This is a genomic window from Pseudomonas sp. TE21394, from assembly GCF_054057835.1.
Genome location: NZ_JBSRZR010000001.1, coordinates 3,147,409 through 3,174,224, shown reverse-complemented (window position 1 = coordinate 3,174,224; position 26,816 = coordinate 3,147,409). Strand labels below are relative to the sequence as shown.

The 26,816-nt window shown below is 64.5% G+C and carries 25 protein-coding genes; 15 read left to right on the top strand and 10 right to left on the bottom strand.

The features are described from left to right. The first annotated feature begins 127 nt into the window (after positions 1-127). The 3 genes from ACVWZT_RS14625 to nhaA all read left to right on the top strand — a co-directional run bounded on the left by ACVWZT_RS14625 (position 128) and on the right by nhaA (position 3,947). On the top strand, positions 128-802 hold the full coding sequence (locus ACVWZT_RS14625) for a COG3650 family protein (RefSeq protein WP_457469984.1): 675 nt from the start codon (positions 128-130) through the stop codon (positions 800-802). Positions 803-905: 103 nt separating this feature from the next. Then, a complete protein-coding gene (locus tag ACVWZT_RS14620) occupies positions 906-2,513 on the top strand; it encodes an NAD(P)/FAD-dependent oxidoreductase (protein WP_296230032.1) in 1,608 nt (535 codons plus the stop codon). Positions 2,514-2,771: 258 nt separating this feature from the next. Continuing rightward, positions 2,772-3,947: a Na+/H+ antiporter NhaA gene (nhaA, locus tag ACVWZT_RS14615; RefSeq protein WP_457469981.1), complete on the top strand. Its 1,176-nt coding sequence runs from the start codon at positions 2,772-2,774 to the stop codon at positions 3,945-3,947. Positions 3,948-4,014: 67 nt separating this feature from the next. Here nhaA and ACVWZT_RS14610 read toward each other — a convergent pair whose 3' ends face one another. Beyond that, positions 4,015-4,479 carry an outer membrane lipoprotein gene (locus tag ACVWZT_RS14610; RefSeq protein ID WP_144170910.1) on the bottom strand — a complete coding sequence of 155 codons (465 nt, stop codon included), beginning with the start codon at positions 4,477-4,479 and terminating at the stop codon, positions 4,015-4,017. Positions 4,480-4,626: 147 nt separating this feature from the next. On the opposite strand from ACVWZT_RS14610, the gene ACVWZT_RS14605 reads away from it, so the two are divergent. Further along, a complete protein-coding gene (locus tag ACVWZT_RS14605; protein WP_296230029.1) occupies positions 4,627-4,860 on the top strand; it encodes a hypothetical protein in 234 nt (77 codons plus the stop codon). Positions 4,861-4,980: 120 nt separating this feature from the next. Here ACVWZT_RS14605 and pdxH read toward each other — a convergent pair whose 3' ends face one another. The 5 genes from pdxH to dinG form a co-directional block, all read right to left on the bottom strand. Beyond that, positions 4,981-5,628, bottom strand: a complete 648-nt coding sequence (gene pdxH, locus ACVWZT_RS14600; protein WP_457469978.1) for a pyridoxamine 5'-phosphate oxidase — start codon at positions 5,626-5,628, stop codon at positions 4,981-4,983. 18 nt (positions 5,629-5,646) lie between these two features. Then, positions 5,647-6,630, bottom strand: a complete 984-nt coding sequence (locus ACVWZT_RS14595) for an OmpA family protein (protein ID WP_296230027.1) — start codon at positions 6,628-6,630, stop codon at positions 5,647-5,649. A 99-nt stretch (positions 6,631-6,729) separates the two neighbouring features. Continuing rightward, the gene (locus ACVWZT_RS14590; RefSeq protein WP_296230026.1) at positions 6,730-7,875 is read right to left on the bottom strand and encodes a serine hydrolase domain-containing protein; all 1,146 of its coding nucleotides are present in this window, start codon (positions 7,873-7,875) and stop codon (positions 6,730-6,732) included. A 247-nt stretch (positions 7,876-8,122) separates the two neighbouring features. Continuing rightward, entirely contained in the window at positions 8,123-10,357 is a 2,235-nt protein-coding gene (locus ACVWZT_RS14585; RefSeq protein ID WP_457469975.1) for a beta-agarase, read from the bottom strand. A gap of 79 nt (positions 10,358-10,436) precedes the next feature. Further along, entirely contained in the window at positions 10,437-12,581 is a 2,145-nt protein-coding gene (gene dinG / locus ACVWZT_RS14580; protein WP_457469973.1) for an ATP-dependent DNA helicase DinG, read from the bottom strand. 98 nt (positions 12,582-12,679) lie between these two features. Between dinG and ACVWZT_RS14575 the strand changes: the two genes are divergently transcribed. Further along, positions 12,680-13,144 (top strand): CopD family protein, encoded by a 465-nt coding sequence (locus tag ACVWZT_RS14575; RefSeq protein WP_296230023.1) that lies wholly within the window; start codon positions 12,680-12,682, stop codon positions 13,142-13,144. A gap of 135 nt (positions 13,145-13,279) precedes the next feature. Here the strand turns inward: ACVWZT_RS14575 and ACVWZT_RS14570 are convergent, their stop codons facing one another. The 3 genes from ACVWZT_RS14570 to ACVWZT_RS14560 all read right to left on the bottom strand — a co-directional run bounded on the left by ACVWZT_RS14570 (position 13,280) and on the right by ACVWZT_RS14560 (position 15,210). After that, positions 13,280-13,555 carry a DUF1145 domain-containing protein gene (locus tag ACVWZT_RS14570; RefSeq protein WP_296230021.1) on the bottom strand — a complete coding sequence of 92 codons (276 nt, stop codon included), beginning with the start codon at positions 13,553-13,555 and terminating at the stop codon, positions 13,280-13,282. A gap of 152 nt (positions 13,556-13,707) precedes the next feature. Continuing rightward, entirely contained in the window at positions 13,708-14,427 is a 720-nt protein-coding gene (locus ACVWZT_RS14565; RefSeq protein ID WP_457469970.1) for an OmpA family protein, read from the bottom strand. A gap of 90 nt (positions 14,428-14,517) precedes the next feature. Then, positions 14,518-15,210, bottom strand: a complete 693-nt coding sequence (locus ACVWZT_RS14560) for an OmpA family protein (RefSeq protein ID WP_296230020.1) — start codon at positions 15,208-15,210, stop codon at positions 14,518-14,520. A gap of 158 nt (positions 15,211-15,368) precedes the next feature. Here ACVWZT_RS14560 and ACVWZT_RS14555 point away from each other — a divergent pair, with 158 nt between their 5' ends. The 4 genes from ACVWZT_RS14555 to ACVWZT_RS14540 are packed head-to-tail and all read left to right on the top strand — an operon-like array spanning position 15,369 to position 17,032. After that, complete coding sequence (locus ACVWZT_RS14555) at positions 15,369-15,863, top strand: DUF6231 family protein (protein WP_296230019.1); 495 nt, start codon at positions 15,369-15,371, stop codon at positions 15,861-15,863. A 2-nt stretch (positions 15,864-15,865) separates the two neighbouring features. Next, positions 15,866-16,342, top strand: a complete 477-nt coding sequence (locus ACVWZT_RS14550) for a YchJ family protein (RefSeq protein WP_457469968.1) — start codon at positions 15,866-15,868, stop codon at positions 16,340-16,342. A gap of 2 nt (positions 16,343-16,344) precedes the next feature. Then, a complete protein-coding gene (locus ACVWZT_RS14545) occupies positions 16,345-16,827 on the top strand; it encodes an LEA type 2 family protein (RefSeq protein ID WP_296230017.1) in 483 nt (160 codons plus the stop codon). A 7-nt stretch (positions 16,828-16,834) separates the two neighbouring features. After that, positions 16,835-17,032 (top strand): SEC-C metal-binding domain-containing protein, encoded by a 198-nt coding sequence (locus tag ACVWZT_RS14540; RefSeq protein WP_003258907.1) that lies wholly within the window; start codon positions 16,835-16,837, stop codon positions 17,030-17,032. On the opposite strand, the gene ACVWZT_RS14535 is transcribed toward ACVWZT_RS14540, so the two are convergent. Continuing rightward, on the bottom strand, positions 17,010-18,230 hold the full coding sequence (locus ACVWZT_RS14535; RefSeq protein ID WP_296230014.1) for an MFS transporter: 1,221 nt from the start codon (positions 18,228-18,230) through the stop codon (positions 17,010-17,012). The two genes, ACVWZT_RS14540 and ACVWZT_RS14535, sit on opposite strands and share 23 nt — an antisense overlap. Positions 18,231-18,386: 156 nt before the next feature. On the opposite strand from ACVWZT_RS14535, the gene ACVWZT_RS14530 reads away from it, so the two are divergent. The 6 genes from ACVWZT_RS14530 (at position 18,387) to ACVWZT_RS14505 (ending at position 26,751) form a co-directional block, all read left to right on the top strand. Next, positions 18,387-19,760 carry an aminotransferase-like domain-containing protein gene (locus ACVWZT_RS14530; RefSeq protein ID WP_457469965.1) on the top strand — a complete coding sequence of 458 codons (1,374 nt, stop codon included), beginning with the start codon at positions 18,387-18,389 and terminating at the stop codon, positions 19,758-19,760. 84 nt (positions 19,761-19,844) lie between these two features. Next, a complete protein-coding gene (locus tag ACVWZT_RS14525; RefSeq protein ID WP_457469963.1) occupies positions 19,845-22,286 on the top strand; it encodes a penicillin acylase family protein in 2,442 nt (813 codons plus the stop codon). A gap of 104 nt (positions 22,287-22,390) precedes the next feature. Beyond that, positions 22,391-22,732, top strand: a complete 342-nt coding sequence (locus tag ACVWZT_RS14520) for a hypothetical protein (protein ID WP_296230009.1) — start codon at positions 22,391-22,393, stop codon at positions 22,730-22,732. Between the two features lie 98 nt (positions 22,733-22,830). Further along, positions 22,831-23,847: a ligase-associated DNA damage response exonuclease gene (locus tag ACVWZT_RS14515; RefSeq protein ID WP_457469961.1), complete on the top strand. Its 1,017-nt coding sequence runs from the start codon at positions 22,831-22,833 to the stop codon at positions 23,845-23,847. Then, positions 23,844-25,502 carry an ATP-dependent DNA ligase gene (locus tag ACVWZT_RS14510; protein ID WP_296230007.1) on the top strand — a complete coding sequence of 553 codons (1,659 nt, stop codon included), beginning with the start codon at positions 23,844-23,846 and terminating at the stop codon, positions 25,500-25,502. The genes ACVWZT_RS14515 and ACVWZT_RS14510 overlap by 4 nt, the downstream gene beginning before the upstream one ends. Before the next feature lie 133 nt (positions 25,503-25,635). Then, positions 25,636-26,751 carry a succinylglutamate desuccinylase/aspartoacylase family protein gene (locus ACVWZT_RS14505; RefSeq protein WP_457469959.1) on the top strand — a complete coding sequence of 372 codons (1,116 nt, stop codon included), beginning with the start codon at positions 25,636-25,638 and terminating at the stop codon, positions 26,749-26,751. Positions 26,752-26,816: the final 65 nt, after the last annotated feature.

Sequence of the window (26,816 nt, the reverse complement as noted above, 5' to 3'; positions counted from 1 at the left end):
CATGCCTGCCAGGCATGTAATGCCTGCATCCGCAAGAGGCCGGCACAGGCAACCATTAGCTTGAGATCAGCCGCCAGCCTGAGTAACGTGGCCAGCTCTTTGGCAAAGATTCTGCGGAGCCCGTCCCATGCGCCTCACCCCTACCCTGCTGCTCAGTGCCCTGCTGCCCCTGTTCGGTGGTTGCCAGTTCATGGCCGCCGCCCCCAGCGACCCGAACATCGGCACCACACGCATGCAGGGTGAACTGCGCGCCGCCGGTGGCCAGTTGCTGTTCAAACCATGCACTGAAAACCGTACCTTCGTGATCAACGACGTTGCTGCTACCGGTATCCTGCAAGAGGCTGCAAACCTGGCCAAGGACGCCAACGACAAGCTGTTCGCCGACGTCCGTGGGCGCCTCACCGGCAGCAAGCAGGCGAGCAACGACGGCCAGCTCGAAGTGCGCCAACTGTATCGCCTGGAACCTTCCACCCGCGCCTGTGAAGACCCCAACTTCAAGCAGCTGACGCTGCGCGCCACCGGCCACGAACCGGAATGGGACATCAAGGCCAGCGGCAAGGGCATGGTGCTCAACCGCGTCGGCAAGGACCCGCTGCCCCTGCCATTCCTCGAAGAAGAAGTGCCCGGCGGCGGCCTGACCCTGACGAGTGAAGCCAACAGCCAGCACGTTGAACTGTGGGTCGCCCCGCAACGCTGCCTCGATGGCGCCACTGGCGCCGTGCGTCACCTGCGCGCCGAATTGCGCATCGACGGCCAGACCCTGCGCGGCTGCGGTTACTTCGGTGGTGCGCGCGACAACTGATCGCCGGGTGCTTTTATCCTGCCAGTCGGGGCGGCGAACAGCTTATACTTGGCGGTTTGTGTAAAGCCGCCGGCCGCCCATGGCCGGGATACTGGACCCTGCCATGCTACGAATCACCGAACTGAAGCTGCCCCTGGACCATCCCGACGAAGCCCTGCGTGAAGCCATCGTCCAGCGCCTGGGCATCCGCGACGAGCAACTGCTCAGCTTCAACCTGTTCAAGCGCAGCTACGATGCGCGCAAGAAGAACAGCGAACTGCTGTTCATCTACACCATCGACCTGGAAGCCAGCAACGAAGCCGAACTGCTCAACAAGTTCGCCGACGATCGCAACATTGGCCCGGCGCCTGACGTGACCTACAAGTTCGTCGGCCAGGCCCCGGCCAACCTGCAGGAGCGCCCGATCGTGGTCGGCTTCGGCCCATGCGGCATCTTCGCCGGCCTGCTGCTGGCCCAGATGGGCTTCAAGCCGATCATCCTCGAACGCGGCAAGGAAGTGCGCCAACGCACCAAGGACACCTGGGGCCTGTGGCGCAAGAGCGTGCTCAACCCCGAGTCCAACGTGCAGTTCGGCGAAGGCGGCGCCGGCACCTTCTCCGATGGCAAGCTGTACAGCCAGATCAAGGACCCGCAACACCATGGCCGCAAAGTGCTGGAAGAATTCGTCAAGGCCGGTGCGCCGGACGAAATCCTGTACATCAACAAGCCGCACATCGGCACCTTCCGCCTGACCGGCATGGTCGAGCAGATGCGCCAGGACATGATCGCCCTGGGCGCTGAAGTACGCTTTCAGCAGAAGGTCACCGACCTGCTGATCGAAGATGGCCAACTGACCGGCGTGGTGCTGGAAAGCGGCGAGCAGTTGCACTCACGCCACGTGGTGCTGGCCCTGGGTCACAGTGCCCGCGATACCTTCCGCATGCTGCACGCCAAGGGCGTGTACATGGAAGCCAAGCCGTTTTCGGTGGGCTTCCGTATCGAGCACCCGCAAACGCTGATCGACAAGGCGCGCCTGGGCAAATACGCCGGTCACCCGAAACTCGGCGCCGCCGATTACAAGTTGGTCTATCACGCCAGCAATGGCCGCTCGGTGTACAGCTTCTGCATGTGCCCAGGTGGCACCGTGGTCGCTGCCACCAGCGAGCCAGGCCGGGTGGTGACCAACGGCATGAGCCAGTACTCGCGTAACGAGCGCAACGCCAACTCCGGGATCGTCGTTGGTATCGACCCTGAGCGCGACTACCCCGGCGGCCCGCTGGCCGGCATCGAGCTGCAGGAGCGCCTGGAAGCCCACGCCTATGTGATGGGCGGCAGCAACTATCAGGCCCCGGCGCAACTGGTGGGTGACTTCGTCGCCGGCCGGCCATCGACTGCGCTGGGCAGTGTCGAGCCATCCTACAAGCCGGGCGTGACCCTGGGCGACCTGGCGCCGAGCCTGCCGGCCTTCGCCATCGAAGCGATCCGCGAGGCATTGCCGGCATTCGACCGGCAGATCAAGGGCTACAACCTGCACGATGCGGTGTTGACCGGGATCGAGACACGCACCTCGTCGCCGTTGCGCATCACTCGCGGTGATGACTTCCAGAGCCTGAACCTCAAGGGTCTGTTCCCGGCGGGTGAAGGGGCCGGGTATGCGGGTGGGATCCTGTCGGCAGGTGTCGATGGTATTCGCATTGCCGAGGCGGTGGCGCGGGATATGCTCGGCCTCTGACCACTCCCGGCCTACGAGGGCGTTTTCTCAGGCAAACCGCGAAAACGCCCTCATAAACGCCAGAGAAATCCGAAAACCATCAGATTTCCCCTACTCCATCTTTCCCATTCTGCATCTAGGCTTGCTCCAGCCCAGCCCAGCCCAGCCCAGCAACAACATATAACAAAAAAGAATATAGTTTTTGTTTGAAAGCATATCTTCACAGGCTAGGGTGTACGCCCGTTCCATCCGTAACTGCCCATGGAGAGCCCATAGCCCGTGCGTAGCCTGTTAACCCGTTTCCTGCAGCTCGAAGCCGCCAGCGGCCTGCTGCTGATCGCCGCGGCCGTACTGGCCCTGATCATCAACAACTCGCCGCTGTCCTACCTGTACAGCGGCCTGCTCGACGTGCCCGTCGCCGTTCAGGTCGGCGCTTTGCAGATCGCCAAGCCGCTGCTGTTGTGGATCAACGACGGCCTGATGGCGCTGTTCTTCCTGCTCATTGGCCTGGAGGTCAAGCGCGAAGTGGTCGACGGCCACCTGTCCAGACCGTCCCAGGTGATCCTGCCGGCTACCGCCGCCGTGGGCGGCATGGTGGTACCGGCATTGATCTACTGGTTCATCAACCGTGATAACCCGCCAGCAGTGGCCGGTTGGGCAATCCCCACCGCTACCGACATCGCCTTCGCTCTTGGTGTGCTGGCCCTGCTGGGCAAGCGCGTGCCGGTATCGCTGAAACTGTTCCTGATGACCTTGGCAATCATCGATGACCTGGGTGCGATCATCGTTATCGCGCTGTTCTATTCGGGCACCCTGTCGAGCGTGTCGCTGCTGCTGGCAGCGGCGTGCCTGGTGGTATTGGTGGCGATGAACCGGCTTGGCGTGGTCAAGCTGGGGCCTTACATGATCGTGGGTCTGGTCCTGTGGGTCTGCGTGCTCAAGAGCGGCGTGCACGCCACGCTGGCTGGCGTTGCCCTGGCGCTGTGCATCCCGCTGCGCACTGGCCATGGCGAACGCTCGCCATCGCACGCTCTGGAACATGCCCTGCACCCGTGGGTCGCCTATGCCATCCTGCCATTGTTCGCCTTTGCCAATGCCGGTGTTTCGCTGGCTGGCATGACCGTAGACAGCTTCACCCACCCGGTGCCGCTGGGCATTGCCGTCGGGTTGCTGCTGGGCAAGACCGTCGGGGTCTTCGGCCTGACCTGGGTCGCCGTCAAACTGCGCCTGGCTGCGTTGCCAGCAGGCGCCGGTTGGGGGCAGTTGCTGGGCGTGGCGATCCTGTGCGGCATCGGCTTCACCATGAGCCTGTTCGTTGGTTCCCTGGCCTTCGTGCCAGGCAGCAGTGAATACGCCGGAATGGACCGCATGGGTATTCTTACCGGTTCGTTCCTTGCTGCCGTGCTCGGCTACGCCGTAACCGCCATGGCCAGCCGCAAGCCCAGCGCAGGCTGACCTGGCCACTACATGAAAAACCCCGACTGGCGTGCAGCCATGTCGGGGTTTTCGTTGCTGCGCGAAATCAGTGCGTGACGCGGCTGGTACCGTCGACAGTCATGATGCGCACGCGGTCGCCAACGCGGAAGATTTCGTTCTCCTGCACGGCCTGGACATAGGCACGCATGCTGCCGTCGTCCTCACGTACGGTGATTTCCACGCCCTGGGTGCGGGTCAGGCCTTCTTCGGCTGCAGAACCGGCCAGGCCACCGGCTACAGCACCGATCACGGCGGCGACGATGCTGCCACGGCCACCACCCACGGCACTACCGGCCACGCCACCAACGATGGCGCCAGCACCACCGCCGATCGGGGTTTTGGTACCCTCGATCTTGACCGGGCGCAGGGATTCGATGGTGCCCATACGCACGGTCTGCACGCGGCGGGCCTCATCACGGGAGTAGCTGTCACCGGTCAGGCTAGAGGCACAGCCACCCAGCAACAACGACATGGTGGTGAAGGTCGCCACCAGCAAAGCGGATTTACGCATGGGTAATGTCTCCATAAGTCAGGTGCTCATTAGACGCTGCACGTTGACGACTGTCACGGTACAAGCGCAATAAAATTGTTTTTATTCAGCCGAGGTACAGCCAGCGTGGCTGTGCCAATGCCTTTTCAAGTGAGACCAAGGATAGCCATGGATTACTTCATCGTCGTGGTCACCACCCTTGCAGGGTTGTATTTCCACGGATGGTTGTATGTGCGCATGCGCCGCTGGATAGAGCGTGACCTGGCGTTGTCGCTGGCCGGGGCGGACCCTGGCAAGCGGGCGTACATGTTGCAAAAGCTGGAACAGGCACGGAGCGAGAAGGTTGGGCGCAAGCAGTTGGCGGTGTGGCTGCAGCGCGAGGCGGCGGAGTATACGGGGTAGCCTGATTGATTGGCGGGGCTGCTGCGCAGCCCATGGCCGCACAAGGCCGCCCCTGCAGGGAACAGTAAGGGAGGCGATACCGGCCGGTGGCCTGAAAGGCCGCAAGGCGGCCCCGGAATGTCAGGGTGCCAGGCGCTCGCGCAGCCATTGCCCATCAACCAGCCGGTAGTTCAGCCGGTCATGCAACCGGCTGGCCCGGCCCTGCCAGAACTCGATTCGCCCAGGCAGCAAGCGGTAGCCACCCCAGTGTTCCGGGCAATGCGGCTGGGTGTCGGAGAAGCGTGCCTCGGTAGCCTTGACCAGACCTTCCAGTTCCTCACGCCCGGCAATCACCCGGCTCTGCGGCGAAGCCCAGGCCCCCAGGCGGCTACCCAGAGGGCGTACCTGGTAGTAGGCGTCCGATTCCTCGGCTGTGACCTTTTCCACCCGCCCTTCGATGCGCACCTGACGTTCCAACGCCGGCCAGAAGAAGGTCATGGCGGCGTAGGGGTTTGCCAACAATTGCTGGCCCTTGGCGCTGTCGTAGTTGGTAAAGAAGGTGAAACCATGCTCATCGAGCCCCTTGAGCAGCAACACGCGGCAATGGGGGCGGCCGTCGGCATCGACGGTGGCCAGAGTCATGGCATTGGCTTCCACCGGGGCCTGCTCGGTTTTCACCGCATCGGCGAACCACTGGTGGAACAGGGCGAACGGCTCCCCCGGGGCCTGGGCTTCGGCCAGGCCATCACGGGTGTAGTCGCGGCGCATATCAGCCAGGGATTGGGTCATTGCTGCGTTCCTTGACGATCAGTTGGTCTTCGCAGGGCTGTTGACAGCTACTTTCTTGTCAGCGGTAGCTTTCTTGGCCGCAGGCTTGGTTGCCGCGGCCTTTTTCTTGGCGGTGGTCTTGGCTGGCGTCTTGGCCTTGGCCTTGGCTACAGGCTTCTTCGCCGCAGCCTTGGCCGCCGGCTTGCTGTCAGCAGCCTTGGCGGCTGGCGCCTTGGTATCCTGCACCGCCACCATCGACGCGGGTACCGGGGCCGGCGCCGCCTGCTGGTACTTGGCCAACAGGGCAACCATGGTGTTCTGCGGGGTCAGCAGCATTTCCACACGGCGGTTCAAGGCGCGGCCCTCGGCACTGTCGTTGGCGGCGCGCGGCATGACCGAACCCATGCCCTTGAGGTTCAGGCGGTCACGCTGCAGGCCGCTGAGGCGGAAGATCGCCGACACCGAAGCGGCGCGCTCCAGGCTGAGCTTCTGGTTGGCGGCAGCGACACCGCTGCTGTCGGCATGGCCGAGCACCAGAACGGCGGTCTTGGCGTCGCCTTCGACGGTCTTGGCCACGCGGGTAATCGGGCCCAGTGTCATCGGCAGCAGCATGTTCGGGCGGTCAGGGTTGTACGAGCCGTCCACCGGAATGGTCACGGCCAGCACGTTGTCACGACGCTCGAGCTCCAGCTTGCTGCCCTTGATCGCTTCCCGCAGCTTGGGCTCGTATTCGTCGAGCCAGGCCTGGGTGGCCTTCTCGTCGATCTTCGGTACTACCGGGCCCTTGGTCTGCTTCTCTTCAGCACCGAATGGCCACCACCAACGGCTGGCACTTTCGGACTTGGCGTCGGCCTTGGCGACGTCTTCAGTCACGGCTTGCTTCACTTCCTGCTCGGCAACCTTGTCCGAACCGAAGGGCCACCAGCTCGAGCCGCTGTCCTTCGAGGCGTCCTGGGAGTGACTGGCGCAGCCGGTAACGGCGGTCAGGCACAGGGCGAGTGCTAAGGTTTTATGTGAAGACATCAGCGATACACCATGAAATAGAAAGAAATTTTGCCTACACACTTCAGGCGTTGGCATTGAGGATAGTCAAAGGCATGAGGCAACACCCGCATTACCCGATCAAAGGCAACTTGCAAGTACACGCACCAGATGCTGGGCTCGCGGGTCCATCAGCACGTAAGGGCCAAGGGTATTGACCACGAAGCCGAAGGCCACGTCGTGCTCCGGGTCGGCGAAACCGACCGAACCGCCGGCGCCAGGGTGGCCGAAGGCACGAGCGCCGAGACCAAAGGTGGCATTGGCCACCTGGGGCTGGTCGAGCATGCAGCCCAGGCCGAAACGGGTCTGGGTGAGCAAGGTGCGGTCCTGGCCGAGGCTGTGTTCGCGGGTCAGTTCATCGAGCAGTTCGGATTCGAGCAGGCTGCCATCCAGCAGCCCGGCATAGAAGCCCGCCAGGCTGCGCGCGTTGCCATGGCCATTGGCCGCCGGCTGTTGCATGCGCCGCCATTCCGGCTTGTTGGTGCTGGTCAGGATCGCCGGTGGGTTGGTAAAGGCACGTGTCGACAGCGCCTCGGGCTCACGCATGGTGACCTGCAGCAGGCGCTGCGCCGCTGCATCCCCGGGGTTGCCCTTGCCACGGGCGATATGCGCCACGCGGTGGAACTCCTCGTCCGCCAGCCCGACATGGAAATCCAGCCCCAGCGGGCGCGCGGTACGGGCCACGATCGAGTCACCAGGGCCACGGCCGTCGGCACGACGGATCAGCTCGCCGATCAGCCAGCCGTAAGTAATGGCGGCATAGCCATGCTCGGTGCCAGGCACCCACCAGGGCGTCTCGGCAGCGAGGGCATCGACCATGGTTTGCCAGTCGTACAGGGCCTCGGCTGGCAGCAACTCGCGGATGGCCGGCAGGCCGGCGCGGTGGCTGAGCAGTTGGCGCAGGGTAATCGCCTGTTTGCCAGCCTGGGCGAACTCGGGCCAGTAGTTGGCCACCGGAACATCCAGGGCCAGCTTGCCCTCGCCGACAAGCTGCAGGGCGGTTACAGCGGTGAAGGTCTTGGTGCAGGAAAACAGGTTGGCGATGGTGTCGCTGTGCCAGGCCTGCTGGCCATCCTTGTCGGCACTGCCGGCCCACAGGTCGACAACGGTTTCGCCACCGACCCGGATGCACAGCGCGGCGCCACGCTCCTGGGGATCATCGAACAGCGCAGCGAACGCTTCACGCACCGCTTCGAACTTCAGCTCATAGTGACCCTGGATCTGCACCCGCTGTTCTCCGTACGACCATTTCCGAAAAATGGTGTGCATTGTTTCAGTAGTTTGGCGTTTTGCAAACTGGCTTGGGCTGGGTGGTCGCGACGAATGGTGCAACGCACCACGCCCCCGCAGGAGCGGCCTCGTGTCGCGATGGGCTGCGTAGCAGCACCGGGATGAAGCGTTGGCGCGGAGAGTGGCTGGACCGCTTTGCGGCCCTTTCACCACCCAAGGCCGCAACTGCCCAGGCCTGGCCGACCTATGGGGCAGGCTTTTCCAACTCGGCGCGCAGCTTGTCCATGGCCTGCAGGTTGCTCTTGCGCACGGCCTCGACAAATCCCGGATACGGCATATCGGTGATTGCCACCAGGCCGAGGTGACCGTTTTCACCGTCGATCAGCCGCCCGCTGGCCGGCTGATCGAGGTACTGGAACCAGTGCGCGCCGACAATCATCGGCTGCGCCAGCGCCGCCTTGAGGAAATTGCCGTAGGCCGGGCCACGGTCTTCTTCCCGCGCCAGTTCCAGCGGCCCCGGCCAGAATGGGCCGCGATCACGCGAGCCGAACTGGAATTCGGACACCAGCACCGGCTTGTCCAGCTCGACCAGGCTGGCGAAGTCGTAGCCATCCTGCGGCTTGAGGGTATAGAAGTTGAAGCTGAGCACATCGCAGAATTCGGCGCAGGCCTTGATTGCCTCGGGCGTGCTGACGGCATAACGGCCACCCAGTAGCAAGTGATTCGGCGCATGCCACCTCAGCGAGTCGGCAATGGTCTTGAAGTAGGTATCGGCAAATACCTTCTGGAAATATTGGTAGTCGCGCTCGATCTCCGGGTGCTCGGGGTTCGGCAGCGGTGCTTCGAAGCCTGGGTCCTCCATCAGTTCCCAGGCGGTCAGTTCGATACCCCAGGCTCTGGACAGGCCTTCCTGGTTGCGATACTTGTCGCGCAGCTGCTTGAGGAAAGCGCGCTTGGCTGGCACATCGGTAGTCAGGCGCAACGTGCCGTAAGCCAGCCCGTAACGGGCCTTGGGGTCACTGCCAGGGGCGGCCCACGCCAGTTCATTGTCGGCGAAATAGCCGATCAGCCATGGGTCGTCACGGTGATCGCGGGCGGCAATAGCCACGGCACGCTCGGTGGCCATGGCAAAACGCGGGTCGAACGGGTCGGGCATGCGCCCCCACCAGTCCATGCCGGTGCTGATGCTGGCGTAGTCGCCCACGATCGACAGCGGCAAGGTGTACGGCATGCGCCTGGCCTGGCCCAGGGCCGGCTCGCTCCAGTTGCCGAGCGTGTTGAAACCCCAGGCTTGCAGGCGATCGAGCGCGTGCCCCTGCCAACGGGCGGCATCCAGCACCAGCGGTGGGCAATTGGCCGGTTGCCCGTCTGTTGCGGACGGGCAGGGTTTGCCATAGGTGCGTTGCAGGTTGGCAGCATAGAAGTCGAACCAGCGCCCCTGCTTGAAGTTGCGCCCTTGCGACGAGGCATTGCCGTCGTCGTTGTTGCCTTCGCCATAAAAGGCGGCCAGCGCATCACCTGTACCCGGCAACGCCTTGAACATGCCCTCACGCCCGGTGATGTAGGTGCGCCCGCCATCGGCGGCGACGGCATTCACCCCCAACGAGTAGAAGGGGTGCCCGTCCGGTGTTACCAGGTACCAGCGGCCATCGCGTTTTTCGGTGCGGAAGAAGCCTTTGGCCTCGAACGCCGGCCCGGCCAGCAAGCCACCGTAGGCATCCAGTTGCTGCTTGCCACGGTCTGCCAGCCAGCCCTTGAGCTGTTGCTGCTCGCGCGCGTCAGCCGCCTTGAGCTGTTCGTCATTGACAACCTTTTCTGGCCAGTTGCCACGAGTGGACTGGCCATAGGCGTCGATCAGCTCATGGTAGGCCGCCTGGTAAGCCCGGTCGTCATCCTGGATGCCCACCCGCTCGATCAACAAGCTTTGCGCCACCTTGGGGCTGGGGATGCTCAAGCTGACCGAGGCCACTTGCTTGAGGTCTACAGCACCGGCGCTGCTGGCCAGCAACAGGCGCTGGCCATCATGGTTCCAGGGCATTGGTGGGCCGGCGCGCATGCCCTGACTGAGCGGCGAGCTGGCCATCAACGGTACCATCACGGTCTGGGCGGGGCCGGCCGGCAAGTCGATGCGGCTGGTCAAGGTGCGGCCATCACTGCCCTGCACCGTGACGTCCAGGGTCAGCGCCCAATCCATTGCGCTTTGCAGGCGCATGGTCAGGAACTGCCCAGCGGACCAGTCCCACACCCCGCTTTGCGGGCTCAGGCGCAGCGTCGGCCGCTGGGCCGGGTTGAACACCACACGCCGCAATACCTCGCCTTCAGCCGTCTGCTCCGCATTGTACTGCGGCAGGCCGGCATCCTCGGTCAGCACATTGACCACCGAGGCCGGGCGCACGAAGCTGAATAGCGTCTGCTGCCCCGCCAGCAAGGGTGAGCTGAACAACAGGGCGAGAACGGCGGGCAGGGTGCGGCTGGCCATAAGGCTTGGGCTCTCCTTCAGGGCCCTCATGGCCCACGACTGAGGAATGGACAACGCGCCGGAGCAACTGCTCCGGCAGTCAGGAAATCTCCCGCCGGAACGGCGGCAGCGCATTGAGAATAGCCTTGCCGTAGCGCTGGGTGACCAGGCGCCGATCAAGCAAGGTGATAATGCCGCGATCCTGTTCGGTTCGCAGCAGACGGCCGCAGGCCTGGATCAGCCGCAGCGAGGCATCGGGCACGGCAATTTCCATGAACGGGTTGCCACCGCGGGCCTCGATCCATTCCGCCAATGCTGCTTCGACCGGGTCGTCGGGAACGGCGAAGGGAATCTTGGCAATCACCACGTGTTCGCAATACGCCCCCGGCAGGTCGACCCCTTCGGCAAAGCTGGCGAGGCCGAACAGTACGCTGTGCTGGCCGTCGTCGACCCGCGCCTTGTGCTTGTTCAGGGTTTCCTGCTTGGACAGGTTGCCCTGGATCAGCACCAGTTTGCGCCAGTCACGGTCCAGCCCATCGAAAACGTCCTGCATCTGCTTGCGTGAGGAGAACAGCACCAGCGCGCCACGGGCCTCTTCCACGATATTCGGCAATTCGCGGATGATTGCCGCGGTATGCGCCGCTGCATCGCGCGGGTCGGCCTTGAGGTCGGGTACCCGCAGCAGGCCGGCATCGCCATGCACGAACGGGCTGGGTACCACGCAGGTGACTGCGTCACGCGGCAAGCCCGAGCGCATGCGGAAGCGGTCGAACTTGCCCAGCGCGGTCAGCGTCGCTGAGGTCACCAACGCGCCGTGGGCAACGTTCCACAGGCTACGACGAAGCATGTCGGCGGCCAGGATGGGGCTGGCGTTGACCTCGATATCAAACAGTGCCCCGCTCTCGGCCAGGGTCAGCCAGCGCGCCATGGGCGGGCTGTCTTCCGGGTCTTCGGCGGTAAAGGCCGTCCATAGCTCCCAGTTGCCCTGGGCACGGGTTACCAGGCTGCCGAACAGCGGGTACCACTCCTCAGCCTGGTGGCTGGCGATGCCGATGTTGACCTCACCGTCCATGCCTTCCTTGAGCAGGTCGGCCAGGCGGGTGAACAGGTCGTTGAGACGGGCAAAGCCCTTTTTCAGCTCGATGCCCACTTCGCGGATCTGCTCCGGCACCACACCGCCTTCGAAACGGTAGCGCGGGCGCTCACGGCCTTCGTTGTCCTCGCCGGGGCGGAAATCGGCGACCTGCTCGCACAGGGTGAACATGAACTGCTGCTGGGTACGCACTTCCCGCGCCAGCTCGGGCACCTGCTCGATGTACTTGCCCAGGTCGCCGGGCAGCGGGTGCTGGGCCAGCAGCTTGGTCAGGTTCTTGGCGGTCTGCTCCAGCCAGTCGGCAGTGGAGCGCAGGCGTGAATAGTGGGCGAAATGGCCGATGGCCTTGTCTGGCAGGTGGTGGCCTTCATCGAAGACATACATGGTGTCGCGCGGGTCGGGGAGCACCGCACCGCCGCCCAGCGCCAGGTCGGCCAGGACCATGTCGTGGTTGGTGACGATCACGTCGACCTTGCCCATGCCTTCGCGCGCCTTGTAGAAAACGCACTGCTGGAAGTTCGGACAATGGCGGCCGGTGCACTGGCTGTGGTCGGTGGTCAGTCGCGCCCAGTCCTTGTCTTCCAGGGCTTCGGGCCAGCTGTCGCGGTCACCGTCCCAGCGGTTGCCGGCAAGCTTCTCGATCATGCTGTTGAACAGCTTCTGGCTGCGCTCGTCGACTTCGATGTGGAAGCCTTCCTCCTCGAACAGCTGGGCGGTGGCCGACTGAGCGTGGCCCTCCTGCAGCAGGATGTCGAGCTTGGACAGACACAGGTAGCGGCCCCGTCCCTTGGCAAGGGCGAAGCTGAAGTTCAGGCCGCTGCTGCGCATAAGGTCGGGCAGGTCCTTGAAGACGATCTGCTCCTGCAGCGCCACGGTGGCGGTAGCGATCACCAGGCGCTTGCCGGCGGCCTTGGCGGCCGGAATGGCAGCCAAGCTGTAGGCCACCGTCTTGCCAGTACCGGTGCCCGCCTCCACTGCCACCACGGCAGGCTCGCCGGCACGGCGGCCTTCGTCATCGCACGCGATGTCGCCGAGCACCTTGGCCACTTCGGCGATCATCAGGCGCTGGCCATAGCGTGGCTTGAGGCTCTTGGCTTCGAGAAAACGCGTGTAGGCGCCCTGGATGGTGGCTTTGAGTTCGTTGCTGATCATGGTCTGCAGGCGCCCGGCGGGCTGGATATATTTTCAGTGTTTCGCATGGGGCGGCTATCATACCCCGCTATTGCCCTTTATGCCGCATGGAGATCCGGATGCTCGCCTTTGCCCTGCCCTACACATTGCATGTCCTGGCCGCCCTGGTGTGGGTGGGCGGCATGTTTTTCGCCTGGCTGGTATTACGCCCGGCAACGGTTGCAGCCCTTGAAGGGCCTGCCCGGCTGCGCTTGTGGGTGGAAGTTTTCCGACGCTTCTTCGCTTGGGTCTGGCTGGCGGTGGCGATTTTGGCGATAAGTGGTATCGGCATGTTGCACATGCGCTTCAGCGGCTTCGAGACTGCACCGAAGTATGTGCAGGTGATGATCGGCGGGGGCATCGCCATGTTTGCCCTGTTCATGCGCATCCAGGCGTTGCTGCTGCCGGAACTGAGGGCGGCGGTGCAGGTCGAGGACTGGCCGGCGGGTGCGGCAGTGCTGGGGCGGATTCGGCGGATGGTGGGGATCAACCTGCTGCTAGGCCTGGTGGTGGTAGCTGTGGCCAGTTCGCGGCTGATGATCTGAGACTCTGCGCTACCCTGCAGAAGCGGCCTTGCGCAGCCCCTCGCGACGCAAGGCCCCTCCTACAAGGGAATACGGTGAGGCTTCACAGGCGCTGCAGGATCAGTTCGTGCGGTACACCAGGCAACCAGCACCAGACTACGCGTTTCGCGGCGCCTCCTGCACACGGGGAATGGACATGACATGGAAGATACCCGTCAACAGGATCTGCAGGCGATCGAACCAGCGGTGGCTGCGCCCGCGCAGGCTGCCATTGAAGAACAGCACTTCGAGCAGATGCAGGCCCAGCAACGTGATGCCGGCCGCGTTGATCAGCAGATTGAAGGGCAAGGGTTGCGGCATCAACTGATTGAACAGCACAACGCCCCAGAAAGCGACAGTCAGGAACTTGCCCAAGCCCAGGATGAACCTCATATCCCGCCCCCATGGATTGTTGTTATGTCAAGCCGGCCCGTCCGAGCGGACCGTGCGGACCGTGCGGACCGTGCGGACCGTGCGGACCGTGCGGACCGTGCGGACCGTGCGGCCAACATTAACCGCAATATCAAGACAGGCGCCAGCACCACTCAGTCGAGGTGCAGTTCCACCCGTCGGTTGCGGGCGCGGCCCTGCTCGCTTTCGTTGTCGGTGAGCGGCTCACTCTCACCGCGCCCCTGGCTGGTGACCTTGCCCGCCTCCAGCCCTTGGCTGATCAGGTAAACGGCCACGCTGCCGGCGCGGCGTTCGGAAAGTGCCTGGTTGTAGCTGTCGGAGCCTACGTTGTCGGTATGCCCGACCACGCTGACTCTGGCCACCGTCGGTGAACCGAGTTCAGCCACCAGGCCTTGCAGGCGCTGCTGGGCCGCCGGGGTCAGCTCGGCGGAATCGAAGGCGAACATCACCGCGCCGTTGTCATCCAGGATGATCACCTCCGGCGAGGGTTCAGGTTCAGTGGCAGGTGGCGATGCGTGGTACACCTTCAACGGACAACCCATGTGGTCGACCGCAGTGTTTGCCGAGGTATCGCGGCAACGATCGCGGCGGTCGAAAATGCCGTCGCCATCTTCGTCGCCATCCTGGGCGTAACAGATCAGCCCCCCGGCAATGGCGCCAAGGGCACCACCACCCGCCGCCCAGCTCGAACTTTCGATGGCGCCCAGGCCACCACCGACCAGGCCGCCGAGCAGGCTGCAGAGGGGCCAGGTATTCTGGTTGAGCGGCGCGCGGCCATCGCTGTGGGTGGCACAGCCCGCAAGCAGGCTGGCAGCCAGCAACAGCGGCAGCGCCGCCTTCGACGTCACACTCATGCTGAATGCTCCAGTGTCATTGGCCACCGACGGCTGACCGCCGTTGAAGGCATGCCCGTGCCACTGCTCAAGGCACGGGCGCATACCGCCCTACCGCTGGATCTTGATCTCGGTACGGCGGTTCATGGCACGCCCCTCGGCCGTGGCGTTGTCTGCCACCGGCTGGGTTTCACCGGCGCCCGCAACCGACACGAAGCTGCTGCGCGGCACGCCGCTCTGGACCAGGTAATCGGTGACCGAGTGGGCGCGGCGCTCGGACAGTTTCTGGTTGTAGTTGTCGGAACCGACGCTATCGGTATGGCCGCTGACGCTCAGGCGGGCGGACGGTGCTTCCTGTTTCAGGCGGGTGGCAATGGTATTGAGGCGCTCCTTGTCGCTGGCGGTCAGGCGCGCGGAATCGAATTCGAAGTGCACATCGCGGATGACGATGACTTCTTCCTTCTGCACCACCACTTCCTCGACCACTGGCGCCGGCTCAGGCGGGCAACCATTGGCGTCCACCTGCACGCCGCGCGGGGTGCCGGGGCACTTGTCGCGGCTGTCCGGCACGCCATCGCCATCCTCGTCGCCATCGCCATGGGCCCAGCAGTAGCCTGCCGCCAGGCCACCGCCCAGCAATGCGCCCCAGCCAGCCCAGCTGGAACTTTCGATAGCGCCCAGGGCGGCGCCGCTTACACCCCCGACGGCGGCACATTTCGGCCAGTCGGTCTTTTGCAAACCTGCACAACCAGTCAACACACTGGTGAGCAGGACCAGGGGTATCGCTGTGCGTACTATGCTCATTTCATTGCTTCTCCTAGGGGGAATCGGCATAAGGCCGATCTCTCGGAGTAAAGACCGCGCATTCGATCCCTGCCAGCAATAAGCCACGACGCGGTCACATGCCTCTTTGCCCACACGCTGTGGCCCGCTAGTCTTGGACGACTTGAAGAGGACTTGCAATGAACGACCGCTTTTCCCAGCGCACCCCGCAGCAGGCCCTGGCCGCCCTGCTCGAGCGCTTCACCCCGCAACGCCTGCTGCTGGTGGGCACGCGCTTTCCGGCGCTGGACGCCTTCGCCCAGGCGCACCCTCAGGTGACCATCGCCACCGCAGCCCCTGGCCCGCTGCCGGTCGAACTCGCGGCCCAGCGCTTCGACCTGGCGCTGCTGGTGGACTGCCTGGAGCATCTACCCAAGCGCACGGGCCTGGAACTGCTCGGCGGAGTGCGCAATCTCAATGCCAGCCGGGTTGCAGTGCTGGCCGACCTGGCAGCCTGTGGCTGGCAGGACACCGACTTTTTCGCCCTGGCCATGTCGGCCAGCGAGAAATTCTGCCGTGACGAGCAGGTCTTGAGCCTGTTCACCTATGATCTACATGACTACAAGCAGGTACCGGACTGGCTCAACGCCAAGTTCTGGGCCAACCCTGAAAACTTTGGCAAGTACTGGTGGTGAAGATGAGTGTCTCGGTCTGCCCTTGCGGCAGTGGCAACCTGCTCGACGCCTGTTGCGGGCACTACCATGCCGGCACCCCGGCGCCCGATGCCCAGGCGCTGATGCGCTCGCGCTACAGTGCCTATGTGCTGGGCCTGGTCGACTACCTGGTGGCCACCACCCTACCGGCCCAGCAAGCCGACCTGGACCGTGCCGCCATGGCCGCCTGGAGTGCCCAGAGCACCTGGCTCGGCCTTGAGGTCGAAACGGCGGAAGTGTTGGGTGGCCAGCCTGAGCATGCCTTTGTGACCTTCACCGCACGCTGGCACGATCACGAGGGCGATCACCAGCACCGCGAACGCTCGGCCTTCGTCCAGCATGCCGGGCGCTGGTACTTCATCGACCCTACAGTCGGGCTCAAGGCCGGGCGCAATGACCCCTGCCCCTGCGCCAGTGGCCAGAAGTTCAAGAAATGCTGCGCCAGCTACGTGGGTAGCTGACCATGATCGCCCGCGTCCGCCTGCTGCTCGGCCCGCTGCTCGCCTGCCTGGCACTGCTGGCGGGTTGCAGCAGCTGGGGTGGCGGCGATTGGCGCGAACCCGAGGTACGCCTGGTCGAGGTCGAGACGGTGAAGGCCCGGTTGCTGGAGCAGGAGTTCGTGCTGCACCTGCAAGTCGACAACCCCAATGACAGCCGTCTGTTCATCCGCAACCTGTCGTACGCCATACGTCTCAACGACCTGCTGCTGGTGCAGGATGAAGCCAGCCTGTGGCGCAGTGTCGGCGGGCATGGCCGACGGACTTTCAAGATCACCGCGCGAACCAACCTGTGGCAGCACCTGAAACCTTTGGCCAAGCTGCTCAAGAGCGGGCAGCCGCTGCATTACAGCCTGCAGGGTGAACTGGCTACCGGGTTGCTCCTGCATCGGGACCTGCACTTGTCGCGCAGTGGTGAGATAATCCCCGGCGATCATCACCCGGAGTAACCCCGCAATGTCCCAGCAACCCCACGTCCATGGCCCTGACTGCAACCATGATCATGATCACCACCACGATCATGGCCACGTCCACGGCCCGCACTGCAACCACGGCCACCAGGAACCAGTACGCAACGCCCTGAAGGACGTTGGCCGTAACGACCCCTGCCCGTGCGGTAGCCAGAAAAAGTTCAAGAAGTGCCACGGCGCCTGACCTGAACTGCCGCTGCGCGCCCCGGCTCCGGGCCGCGCAGTACGTAGCCGACGGCCATGAGCAGCACCATGCACAGTGCCATGCAGATGGCATTGGTCGCGTCCCAGCCGACCGTGTCCAGCAACAACGACGGGCTGAAAGCGCCAACGGTCGCGAACAGGGCAATGGCCAGGTCGTTCTTTCCCTGCATCTGCATGGCTGTCGGGCTGTTCTGCAGCGCTTGCGCCAGCAACGCCCCGCCGCCCACGTAGGTCAGGTTCCAGCCCAGGCCAAGGGCGATCAACGACAAGGTCATCATGGCGTAGCTGTGCGACCACAGGTTCATGGCCGCGCAGCCGATCAACAGCCCCAGGCCGGCGCTGATGGTCGCCCTGATCCCAACCTTGTGGATGATCGCGCCCGTGAAGAACGAGGGTGCGAACATGGCAACCACATGCCACTGAATTGCCAGGCGCACGTCGGAGAAGTCCTCCCGCATGTGTTCCATGTGCAGGGAAGCCTGGATCATCAGCAGATTCATGATCCCGTATCCCAGCGCGGCGACTGCCATGGCCAGGGCCAGCACCGGGCCGAGCGGTGCGGCATTTGCGCCGGCCGGTTTTTCCACCTGCTCCAGGCTGGCCCGTGCGGCATCGCCGGGCAGGCAGGCCGCGACCAGCAAGGACATTGCCGCGAGGCCAAGCAAGGCGGCGTAACACAGCGCAAACAGTGGATAGCCGCCAACGTCGCGGAGCCATTGGGTGAGTGCCGGCCCGACCACGGCGGCGATCACCCCGCCCGCCACAACCAGGGAAAGCGCTTTGGGCTTCAGCTGTTGCGCCAGGTCGTCGGTAGCGGCGAAGCGGTTGAAGTTGGCGAACGCAATGTAGATACCCAGCGCCGAATGGCTGATCACCAGCGTCGCGAAGTGCTGTTCCTGCACGGCCAGGTAACCGCTGATACCGGATACAGCCAGCGGTATCGAGCCCAGCATGAATGCCCGCTTGCGACCGATACGGCTCATCAGCCTGGAGACCGGGTAAGTGGCCAGCATCATGCACAGGAACTGGAAGCCGTAAGGCACGGTGGACCAGGTGCTGGCAGGCGCCAGCGCTGCCCCGACAGTGGCGGCCATGGTCACCGACATGACCGCAGTCGTCAGGTTGATCGATTGCGCCGTGAAATACAGGTAAGTGCGCCGCGGAAGTGTGCTCGACATGGCATGTGCTCAGGTAGGTGGACGGTCGCTTATCCGGCACCCTGCTACGGCGCCGACGGGTGCATGGTGGCACCTGCCGGGCCCTGAGATGCAAACAGCAGACGCACTTTTGGGTTAACTGTTAGACTGTTTTTTCTAACAGCCGGCGGACACGCCATGCGCCCGAACAACCTGCATGACCAACTGAAACAGCGTCTCGAAGCCGGTGAGTGGCTGCCTGGCCAGCGCATGCCGTCCATCCGCAAGCTGAGCGCGGCGGCCGACTGCAGTTACCACGATGTCGTCTCCAGCTATGCCAGGCTGGTCAGCGAAGGTGTGCTGACCGCCATCCCAGGCCGCGGCTACTATGTCGCCTGCGGCAGCCGGCAGCCTGGTGCATCAGAGACTGGCCCTGCCGAGTCCCCGGCAAGCATGGCCGACGACCCATTGTTCACGCTGCTGCAAAGTGACCGGCGCTACACCAAGCTCGGCAGCGGCTGGCTGCCACCGGCCTGGCGGGACACCGAGCTGCTGGCCAAGGCGATACGCCGCACCGCGCGGCTGGAGCAGAGTTCGCTGGCGGAATATGGCGACATCCAGGGCTACTTGCCCATGCGCAGACAACTGTGCATGCACCTGCAGCGCCTGACCCGTATCGAGGCCCGGCCAAGCCAGTTGCTGACCACGTTGGGTGCCACGCAAGCGCTGGACCTGGTCGCGCGGTTGCTGATCAAGCCAGGCGACGCTGTATTGGTCGACGAGCCCGGCAATGGCAACCTGATCAAGCTGATCCAGCTGGCAGGTGGCCATGTGCTCGGCGTGCGGCGTACCCAGGACGGGCCGGACGTGGCGGAAATGGAAGCCCACCTGGGCCGGCACAAGGTCAAGGCGTTCTTCTGCAACAGCAACTTCCATAACCCGACCGGCGGCAACATCAGCCCGCACATTGCCTTCCACATTCTGCGCCTGGCCACCGAGCACGACTTCCTGATAGTCGAGGACGACGTGTATGGCGACTTCAGTCCCGGCGTACGCCAGACTCTTGCCGAACTGGATAACCTCGAGCGGGTGATCTACATCGGCAGTTTCTCCAAGTGCCTGTCCGCTTCGCTGCGCGTAGGCTACATCGCCTGTTCGGCTGCGCTGATCGAACCCCTGACGCGCCTGAAGCTGCTGACCTGCGTTGCCGTGCCGGCGTTCTGCGAACGCTTCGTCAACACCATCCTCTCCGATGGCACCTACGCCCGGCACATGAAAGACCTGCAGCAGCGCCTGATCCGGCAGCAGGCCCAAACCCAGCAGTTGTTGCGGGCGCGTGGCTGGCAGTTCGACGTAACGCCACAGGGCGGCATGTTCCTGTGGGTCTATCACCCCGCCGTGGCCGACCTGCAACCTTTCATGCAACGCCTCGAGCAACACAAGGTGATGTTGATGCCAGGCTCGGCATTTGCCGTCAGCCGGGCCTATCAAGGCCATGCGCGCATCAATTGCACGCATTTTTCCGACGCTGTGGCCCTGCATTTCAAGGTTTCAGCCGCCCCTGGCAAATAAAGCGCCCGGGGACCTTGCACGGCGCCTGCGCGCTTACTACCTTAGCGCCTTTCCAAACCCGCCACGCCTGCAGGAGCCCTTGTCATGGCCGCCCCCGCCTTTCCTTCCTTCCGCCCGCGGTTCGCAACCGCTGCCACGCTGCTCGGCATGCTCGGGCTGGCCGGCTGCCAGACGGGCGGCTATCAGGACAGCGTACCACCGGCCAGCGGTGTGCAGCCGCTCAAGGGCCTGGCACAGAACGTCTCGGTACGGCGCAACGCCATGGGTGCGCCTTTGATCGAAAGCAGCAGCTTCCATGACGCCCTGTTCAGCCTGGGCTACGTGCACGCCGGTGACCGCATCGAACAGATGGTTGCCATGCGCCTGCTCGCCCAAGGCCGCCTGGCCGAGCTGGCCGGCAGCGACGCGCTGGACATAGACCGGCTGATGCGCGCCGCCAACCTCAAACAGAGCGCCGCTCAGCAGTACGCCGAAGCGTCACCACGGCTCAAACGCTTTTTCGAGGTGTATGCACGCGGGGTCAACGCTTACCTGTTCCGCTACCGCGACAGGCTGCCCGCCAGCCTGGCCAGCAGTGGTTATCGCCCGGAATACTGGAAGCCCGAGGATTCGGCACTGATCTTCAGCCTGTACGCCTTCAGCCAGTCGGTGAACCTGCAGGAAGAACTGAGCGCCCTGGTCCTGGCGCAGAAAGCCGGCAGCGACAAGCTGGCCTGGCTGTTGCCCGGTGCCCCGGACGAGCCGTTGGCCGAAGCCGAGCTGGACAAGCTCAAGGGCCTGAACCTGGCCAGCCAGTTGCCCGGCCTGCCAGCCTTGGCCGCCGCCAGCCAGAAGCTGGCCGACCTCGGCCTGCTGGGCAGCCCCGGCTCGGCCAACCTGGCCCTGGCGCCGCAACGCAGCCGCAGTGGCAAGAGCCTGCTGGCCAGCGACAGCCGCGCCGCCTGGGCCCTGAGCCCGGTGCAGATCCATACCGGCAAGTACCAGGTCGCCGGGCTGTCGTTGCCCGGCCTGCCAATCGTGCTGGCCGGATACAACGGCAAGCTGGCCTGGAGCAGCAGCGCGGTCATGGCCGACAACCAGGACCTGTATCTGGAGCAACTGCGCCACCAGGGCAGCCAGGTGAGCTATCTGGCCGACGGCAAATGGCTACCGGCCCGCGCTCGTAGCGAAACCTTCTTCGTTCGCGGCCAGCGCCCACTGCGCGAAGTCCTGTACGACACCCGCCACGGCACCCTGCTGGCGCAACCGGGCAATGCCAGCCTGGGCCTGGCGCTGAACCTGCCGCAGTTCAAGGAGGATCGCAGCCTCGACGCGCTGTTCGACCTGACCCGCGCCCAGAACGTGGAGCGCGCCTTCGACAGTACCCGTGAAGTGACTGCCGCCGCCCTCAACTTCGTCTTCGCCGAGCCCGAGCACATCGGCTGGCAAGTCAGCGGCCGCTACCCCAACCGCCGCGAAGGCCAGGGGCTGTTGCCATCGCCGGGCTGGGACGCACGCTACGACTGGGACGGCTTTGCCGACCCGATGCTGCACCCTTACGACCAGGACCCGCCAGCCGGCTGGATCGGCCACGCCAACCAGCGCAGCCTGCCGCGCGGCTATGGCATGCAACTGTCCAGCACCTGGTACTACCCCGAGCGGGCCGAACGCCTGGCGCAGTTGGCCGGCAATGGCCGCCATGACAGCCGCAGCCTGATGGCCCTGCAGAACGACCAGGTCACCCTGCTGGCCGACAAGCTCAAGCAGGTGTTCGACGCCCCTGGCATGGCCCAGCCGCTGAAGCAGGCGATCGATGCCCTCCCCGCCGCACAGCGTGACAAGGCCCGCGAAGCACTGGCTCGGCTCAAGGCCTTCGATGGCCGCCTGAGCCCGGTGTCGGCCGATGCCGCACTGTACCAACTGTTCCTTCAGGAAGTGGCGCGACAGACCTTCCTCGACGACCTCGGCCCGGAGTCCGGCGCGGCCTGGCAGGCCTTCGTCAGCAATGCGCGGATGTCATTCTCGGCGCAAGCCGACCACCTGCTGGGGCGCGACGACAGCCCGCTGTGGGACGACCGCAACACCCCGCAGAAAGAAGACAAGCCGGCCATCCTGGCCCGAAGCCTGGCCGGCGCCATCGATGCCGGCACCACGCAACTGGGGGCCGATCGCCGCGCCTGGCAGTGGGGCAAGCTGCACCAGTACCGCTGGCCAGCACCGACCTACCATGGCCTGGGCGATGCCATCCACCGTTCGCCGCAGCCCGCCGGTGGTGACTTCACCACCCTGGCCTTGACGCCCTACGCCTGGGGCAGCGACTTCGATGCCCGCCTGCCGGCCTCGGCACGGATGATCGTCGACTTCGGCCAGGCCGAGCCGTTACAGGTGCTGACCAGCAGCGGACAGTCCGGCAACCCGGCCAGTGCCCATTACGGTGACGGGCTGGATGCCTGGTTCAAGGGGCACTTCATGAGCCTGCCGCTGCAGCAGCGGAACTTCGGGCAGGCGTATGGCAACCAGCGTTTGACGCTGGTGCCCGGTCGCTAGGGAGCAGTTCCCGCTTACCCGCAGCAACCCAGCTACCTAGCATCCTCGGTGTCGCACTGTTCCCGGACAGCTGCGGCAGTTTTTCCATCAAGAGGATGACCAACATGACTACAGAAACCCTGAAAATCGAGATTTCCTGGCCTGATACCCTCAAAGTTCCTGCTGGCGCCACCGTCAATGCCCAACTTTGGGTAGGTACCGCCAACGCCGACTACTGCATGATCAGCGACGGAGATGCCAGCGCCCCTGCGGTTACTTCACCAGCCACCCTGGAAATCTCTTATGACACCAAGGACCTGCTGCCAGGCAGCGCCGAGACCACATGGGATTACTTCCGTACTGCCCCCTACCTGATGCATGATGGCAAACGCCTGAACATCTCCCGCATTGCCAAGATCACTATCGAAGAAGCCCGAAAATCAGGCTGGAAGATCGCTATTGCCTGACGCGGTACGGGCAGCCCTCCAGAGGGCTGCCTCACACATCGAACTTGCCGCGGCCCTCGGCACTCTGAGCTAGCAAGCCCTATTGCAGACGTTGAGCCATGGACCTCGTCATCGCCCGCCCCGAAGGCCTGTACTGCCCGCCCGGTGATTTCTACATCGACCCGTGGCGGCCCGTGGACCGAGCTGTGATCACCCATGGCCACGGCGACCACGCCCGCATCGGCAATGGCCATTACCTGGCCGCCAGCCCTGGCGCCGGCATCCTGCGCAGCCGCCTCGGCCAGGACATCAACTTGCAGACCCTGCCCTACGGCGAACGCCTGCTGCACCATGGCGTTACCCTGAGCCTGCACCCGGCCGGGCATGTCCTGGGCTCGGCGCAGGTGCGTCTGGAGTACCAGGGCGAGGTCTGGGTCGCCTCCGGTGACTACAAAGTGGAGCCGGACGGCACCTGCGCACCGTTCGAACCGGTGCCCTGCCACACCTTCATCACCGAATCGACCTTCGGCCTGCCCATCTACCGCTGGCCCAGCCAAGGCGAAATTTTCTCCGGGATCAATGCCTGGTGGCGCGCCAACTGCGCACAGGGCAAGGCCAGCGTGCTGTTCTGCTACGCCTTCGGCAAGGCCCAGCGGATCCTCCACGGGCTGGACGCCAGCATTGCCCCGATCCTTGTGCATGGCGCCGTCGAGCCGCTCAACCGGGTATATCGGGAAGCTGGCGTCTACTTGCCAGAGACCCGCTACGCCGGTGATATCCCGCGCAACGACCCGCTGCTGCGCCAGGCGTTGGTCCTGGCCCCACCATCGGCCGGTGGCAGCAGCTGGATGCGCCGTTTCGGTGATTACAGCGATGCCTTCGCCAGTGGCTGGATGCTGTTGCGTGGCACCCGCCGACGGCGCGGGGTGGACCGTGGCTTCGTACTCTCGGACCATGCCGATTGGCCGGGGTTGCTATGGGCCATCGGCCAGACCGGCGCGGAACGGGTAATGGTCACCCACGGGTCAGTCAACGTACTGGTGCGCTACTTGAACGAACAAGGCCTCGATGCTCGGGCCTTCGCAACCGAATACGGCGAGGAAGATGACGCTGTCGCCACGGAGCCAGGCGCATGAAAGCGTTTGCCGACCTGTACCTGAGGCTGGATGCAACCACCTCCAGCGCCGCCAAGCTGCAGGCCTTGCGTGACTACTTCAGCAACGCCCCGGCTGAGGATGCCGCCTGGGCCGTATACTTCCTGGCCGGTGGTCGCCCTCGCCAGCTCGTGCCAACCCGGGTGTTGCGCGAGCTGGCCAGTGCATTGGCGGGGCTGCCGGACTGGCTGTTCGAGGAAAGCTACCAGGCCGTTGGCGACCTGGCCGAAACCATTTCCCTGCTGGTGCCGGAAAGCCACCACGTGAGCGACGATGGCCTGGCCTATTGGGTCGAACAGCATCTGCTGCCATTACGTGGTCTGCCAGTCGAACAGCTCCAGCAACGCCTGCCACCGCTGTGGGCAAAGCTGGACCGCCCCAGCCTGATGCTGTGCCTGAAGCTTATCACGGGGAGCTTTCGCGTTGGCGTATCGAAGCTGCTGGTCACCCGTGCCCTGGCACAACTGGCCGGGCTGGATGCCAAACGCGTGGCCCAGCGCCTGGTCGGCTACACCGACATCAGCCACCGCCCCTCCGCCGCCAGCTACCAGCATCTGGTCGCCCCGGCATCAGACGATGAACATGGCCAGCGTGGTGGCCAGCCCTACCCGTTCTTTCTGGCTCACCCGCTGCAAGTGCCGAGCGAACAGTTCGATACGCTGCTCGGCCCACCGAGCGAATGGCAGATCGAATGGAAGTGGGACGGCATTCGTGCCCAGGTGGTCAAGCGCGAAGGCCAGCTATGGGTCTGGTCGCGTGGCGAGGAACTGGTCACCGAGCGCTTCCCCGAGCTGCACAGCCTGGCGCAGACACTACCCGACGGGGTCGTGCTCGATGGCGAGATTCTGGTGTGGAAGCCGGGCAGTTCGGCGGATGAACTGGCGGTACAGCCCTTTGCCCTGTTGCAGCAGCGCCTGGGCCGCAAGACCCTGGGCAAGAAACTGCTGAGCGATGCGCCGGTAGTGCTACAGGCCTACGACCTGCTGGAATGGCAGGGCGAGGACTGGCGCAGCCGGCCGCAGCACGCGCGCCGCCGCCAGTTGGAGCAGGTGCTTGAGGAGCACCCATTGGCACCCGTGGTGCTCTCTCCCCTGCTCGAGGGCGCGGACTGGGCCGACCTTGCCCGCCAGCGCGAACAGTCACGCAGCCTGGGGGTGGAAGGCTTGATGCTGAAGCAGCGCGAGGCCTTGTATGGCGTAGGGCGAACCAAGGACATGGGCACCTGGTGGAAGTGGAAGATCGACCCGTTCAGCGTCGATGCCGTGCTGATCTATGCCCAGCGCGGCCATGGCCGGCGGGCCAGCCTGTACAGCGATTACACCTTCGCCGTGTGGGACGCGCCGGCCGGCACGCCGGGGCGGGCGCTGGTACCTTTTGCCAAGGCCTACTCAGGGCTCAGTGATGAAGAGATGCGCAAGGTCGACGCCATCATCCGCAAGACCACGGTCGAAACCTTTGGCCCGGTGCGCAGCGTGACGCCGACGCTGGTATTCGAATTGGGCTTCGAGGGCATCGCCCTGTCCCGCAGGCACAAGAGCGGCATTGCCGTGCGCTTTCCGCGGATGCTGCGCTGGCGGCTGGACAAGCCAGTCGAAGAGGCGGATGACCTGGCGACCCTGCAGGCACTGCTGGCTTGAGACGATTCGGACCGCGAAAAAGCCCGCGCGCTCACCCTGCAGGTAGCGGATGAGGCGCAGTCACGGAATCTATGCTTCTATCTGTGTGCCGACCCGTGTCGCAGACCGTTTTCGCCACGCAATCAGGACGACCATGCACCATTCAACCCACGACCTGCTCTCCCCCGTTCCGGGTATCACCCGCCAGTTGCACAGCTTCCACTACGGCCCCCGTGGTGGCGGCAAGGTGTATATCCAGGCCTCGCTGCATGCCGACGAACTGCCCGGCATGCTGGTGGCCTGGCACCTCAAGCGCCGCCTGGCCGAACTGGAACAGCAAGGCCGCCTGCTACAGGAGATCATTCTGGTGCCGGTGGCCAACCCGGTCGGCCTGGAACAGGTACTGCTGGATGCACCGCTGGGGCGTTTCGAACTGCAAAGCGGCGAGAACTTCAACCGCAATTTCGTCGACCTGTCGGACAGCATCGGCGACCAGATCGAAGAACACCTGACTCAAGACCCGGCCCATAACCTCGCCCTGATCCGCGAGTACCTGCGCCGCGGGCTGGACGCACACCCGGCGCGCACACCGCTGCAGGCCCAGCGCCTGATCTTGCAGCGCCTGGCCTGCGATGCCGACATGGTGCTGGACCTGCACTGTGACTTCGAGGCCGTGGAGCATCTGTACACCACGCCAGACGCCTGGCCGCAGATCGAACCGCTGGCGCGCTACCTGGGCGCGCAGGCCAGCCTGCTGGCCACCGACTCGGGCGGGCAGTCGTTCGATGAATGCTTCAGCCTGGTCTGGTGGCAGTTGCAGCAGCGCTTCGGCAAGCGCTTCCCGATCCCGCTGGGCTGCTGCTCGGTGACGGTCGAGTTGCGTGGCCAGGCCGATGTCAGCCATGAGCTGGCCAGCAAGGACTGCCAGGCGCTTCTCGATTTCCTGACCCACACGGGGGTCATCGAAGGTGCCGCCACTGCTCTGCCTGCCTTGCGCAACCCTGCTACGCCACTGGCCGCGGTCGAGCCTGTGATAGCGCCGTTGGGCGGGCTGCTGGTGTACCACGCAAAGCCTGGGCAAACCCTCGAGGCTGGCCAACTGATTGCCGAAGTCATCGACCCGCTCAGCGACCGGGTGACTGCCGTGCGCAACCACCAGCCAGGCCTGCTGTATGCGCGCAGCGTACGGCGCATGGCTACCGCTGGCATGGTCATCGCCCACGTGGCCGGCGCGCAGGTGTGCCGCAGCGGCTACCTGCTGGCTAACTGACCGGGTAAAACCATTGCAGCTGGCGGGTTGTCTGTAGAGACACAGCCCGCCAAGGACCCATGCCC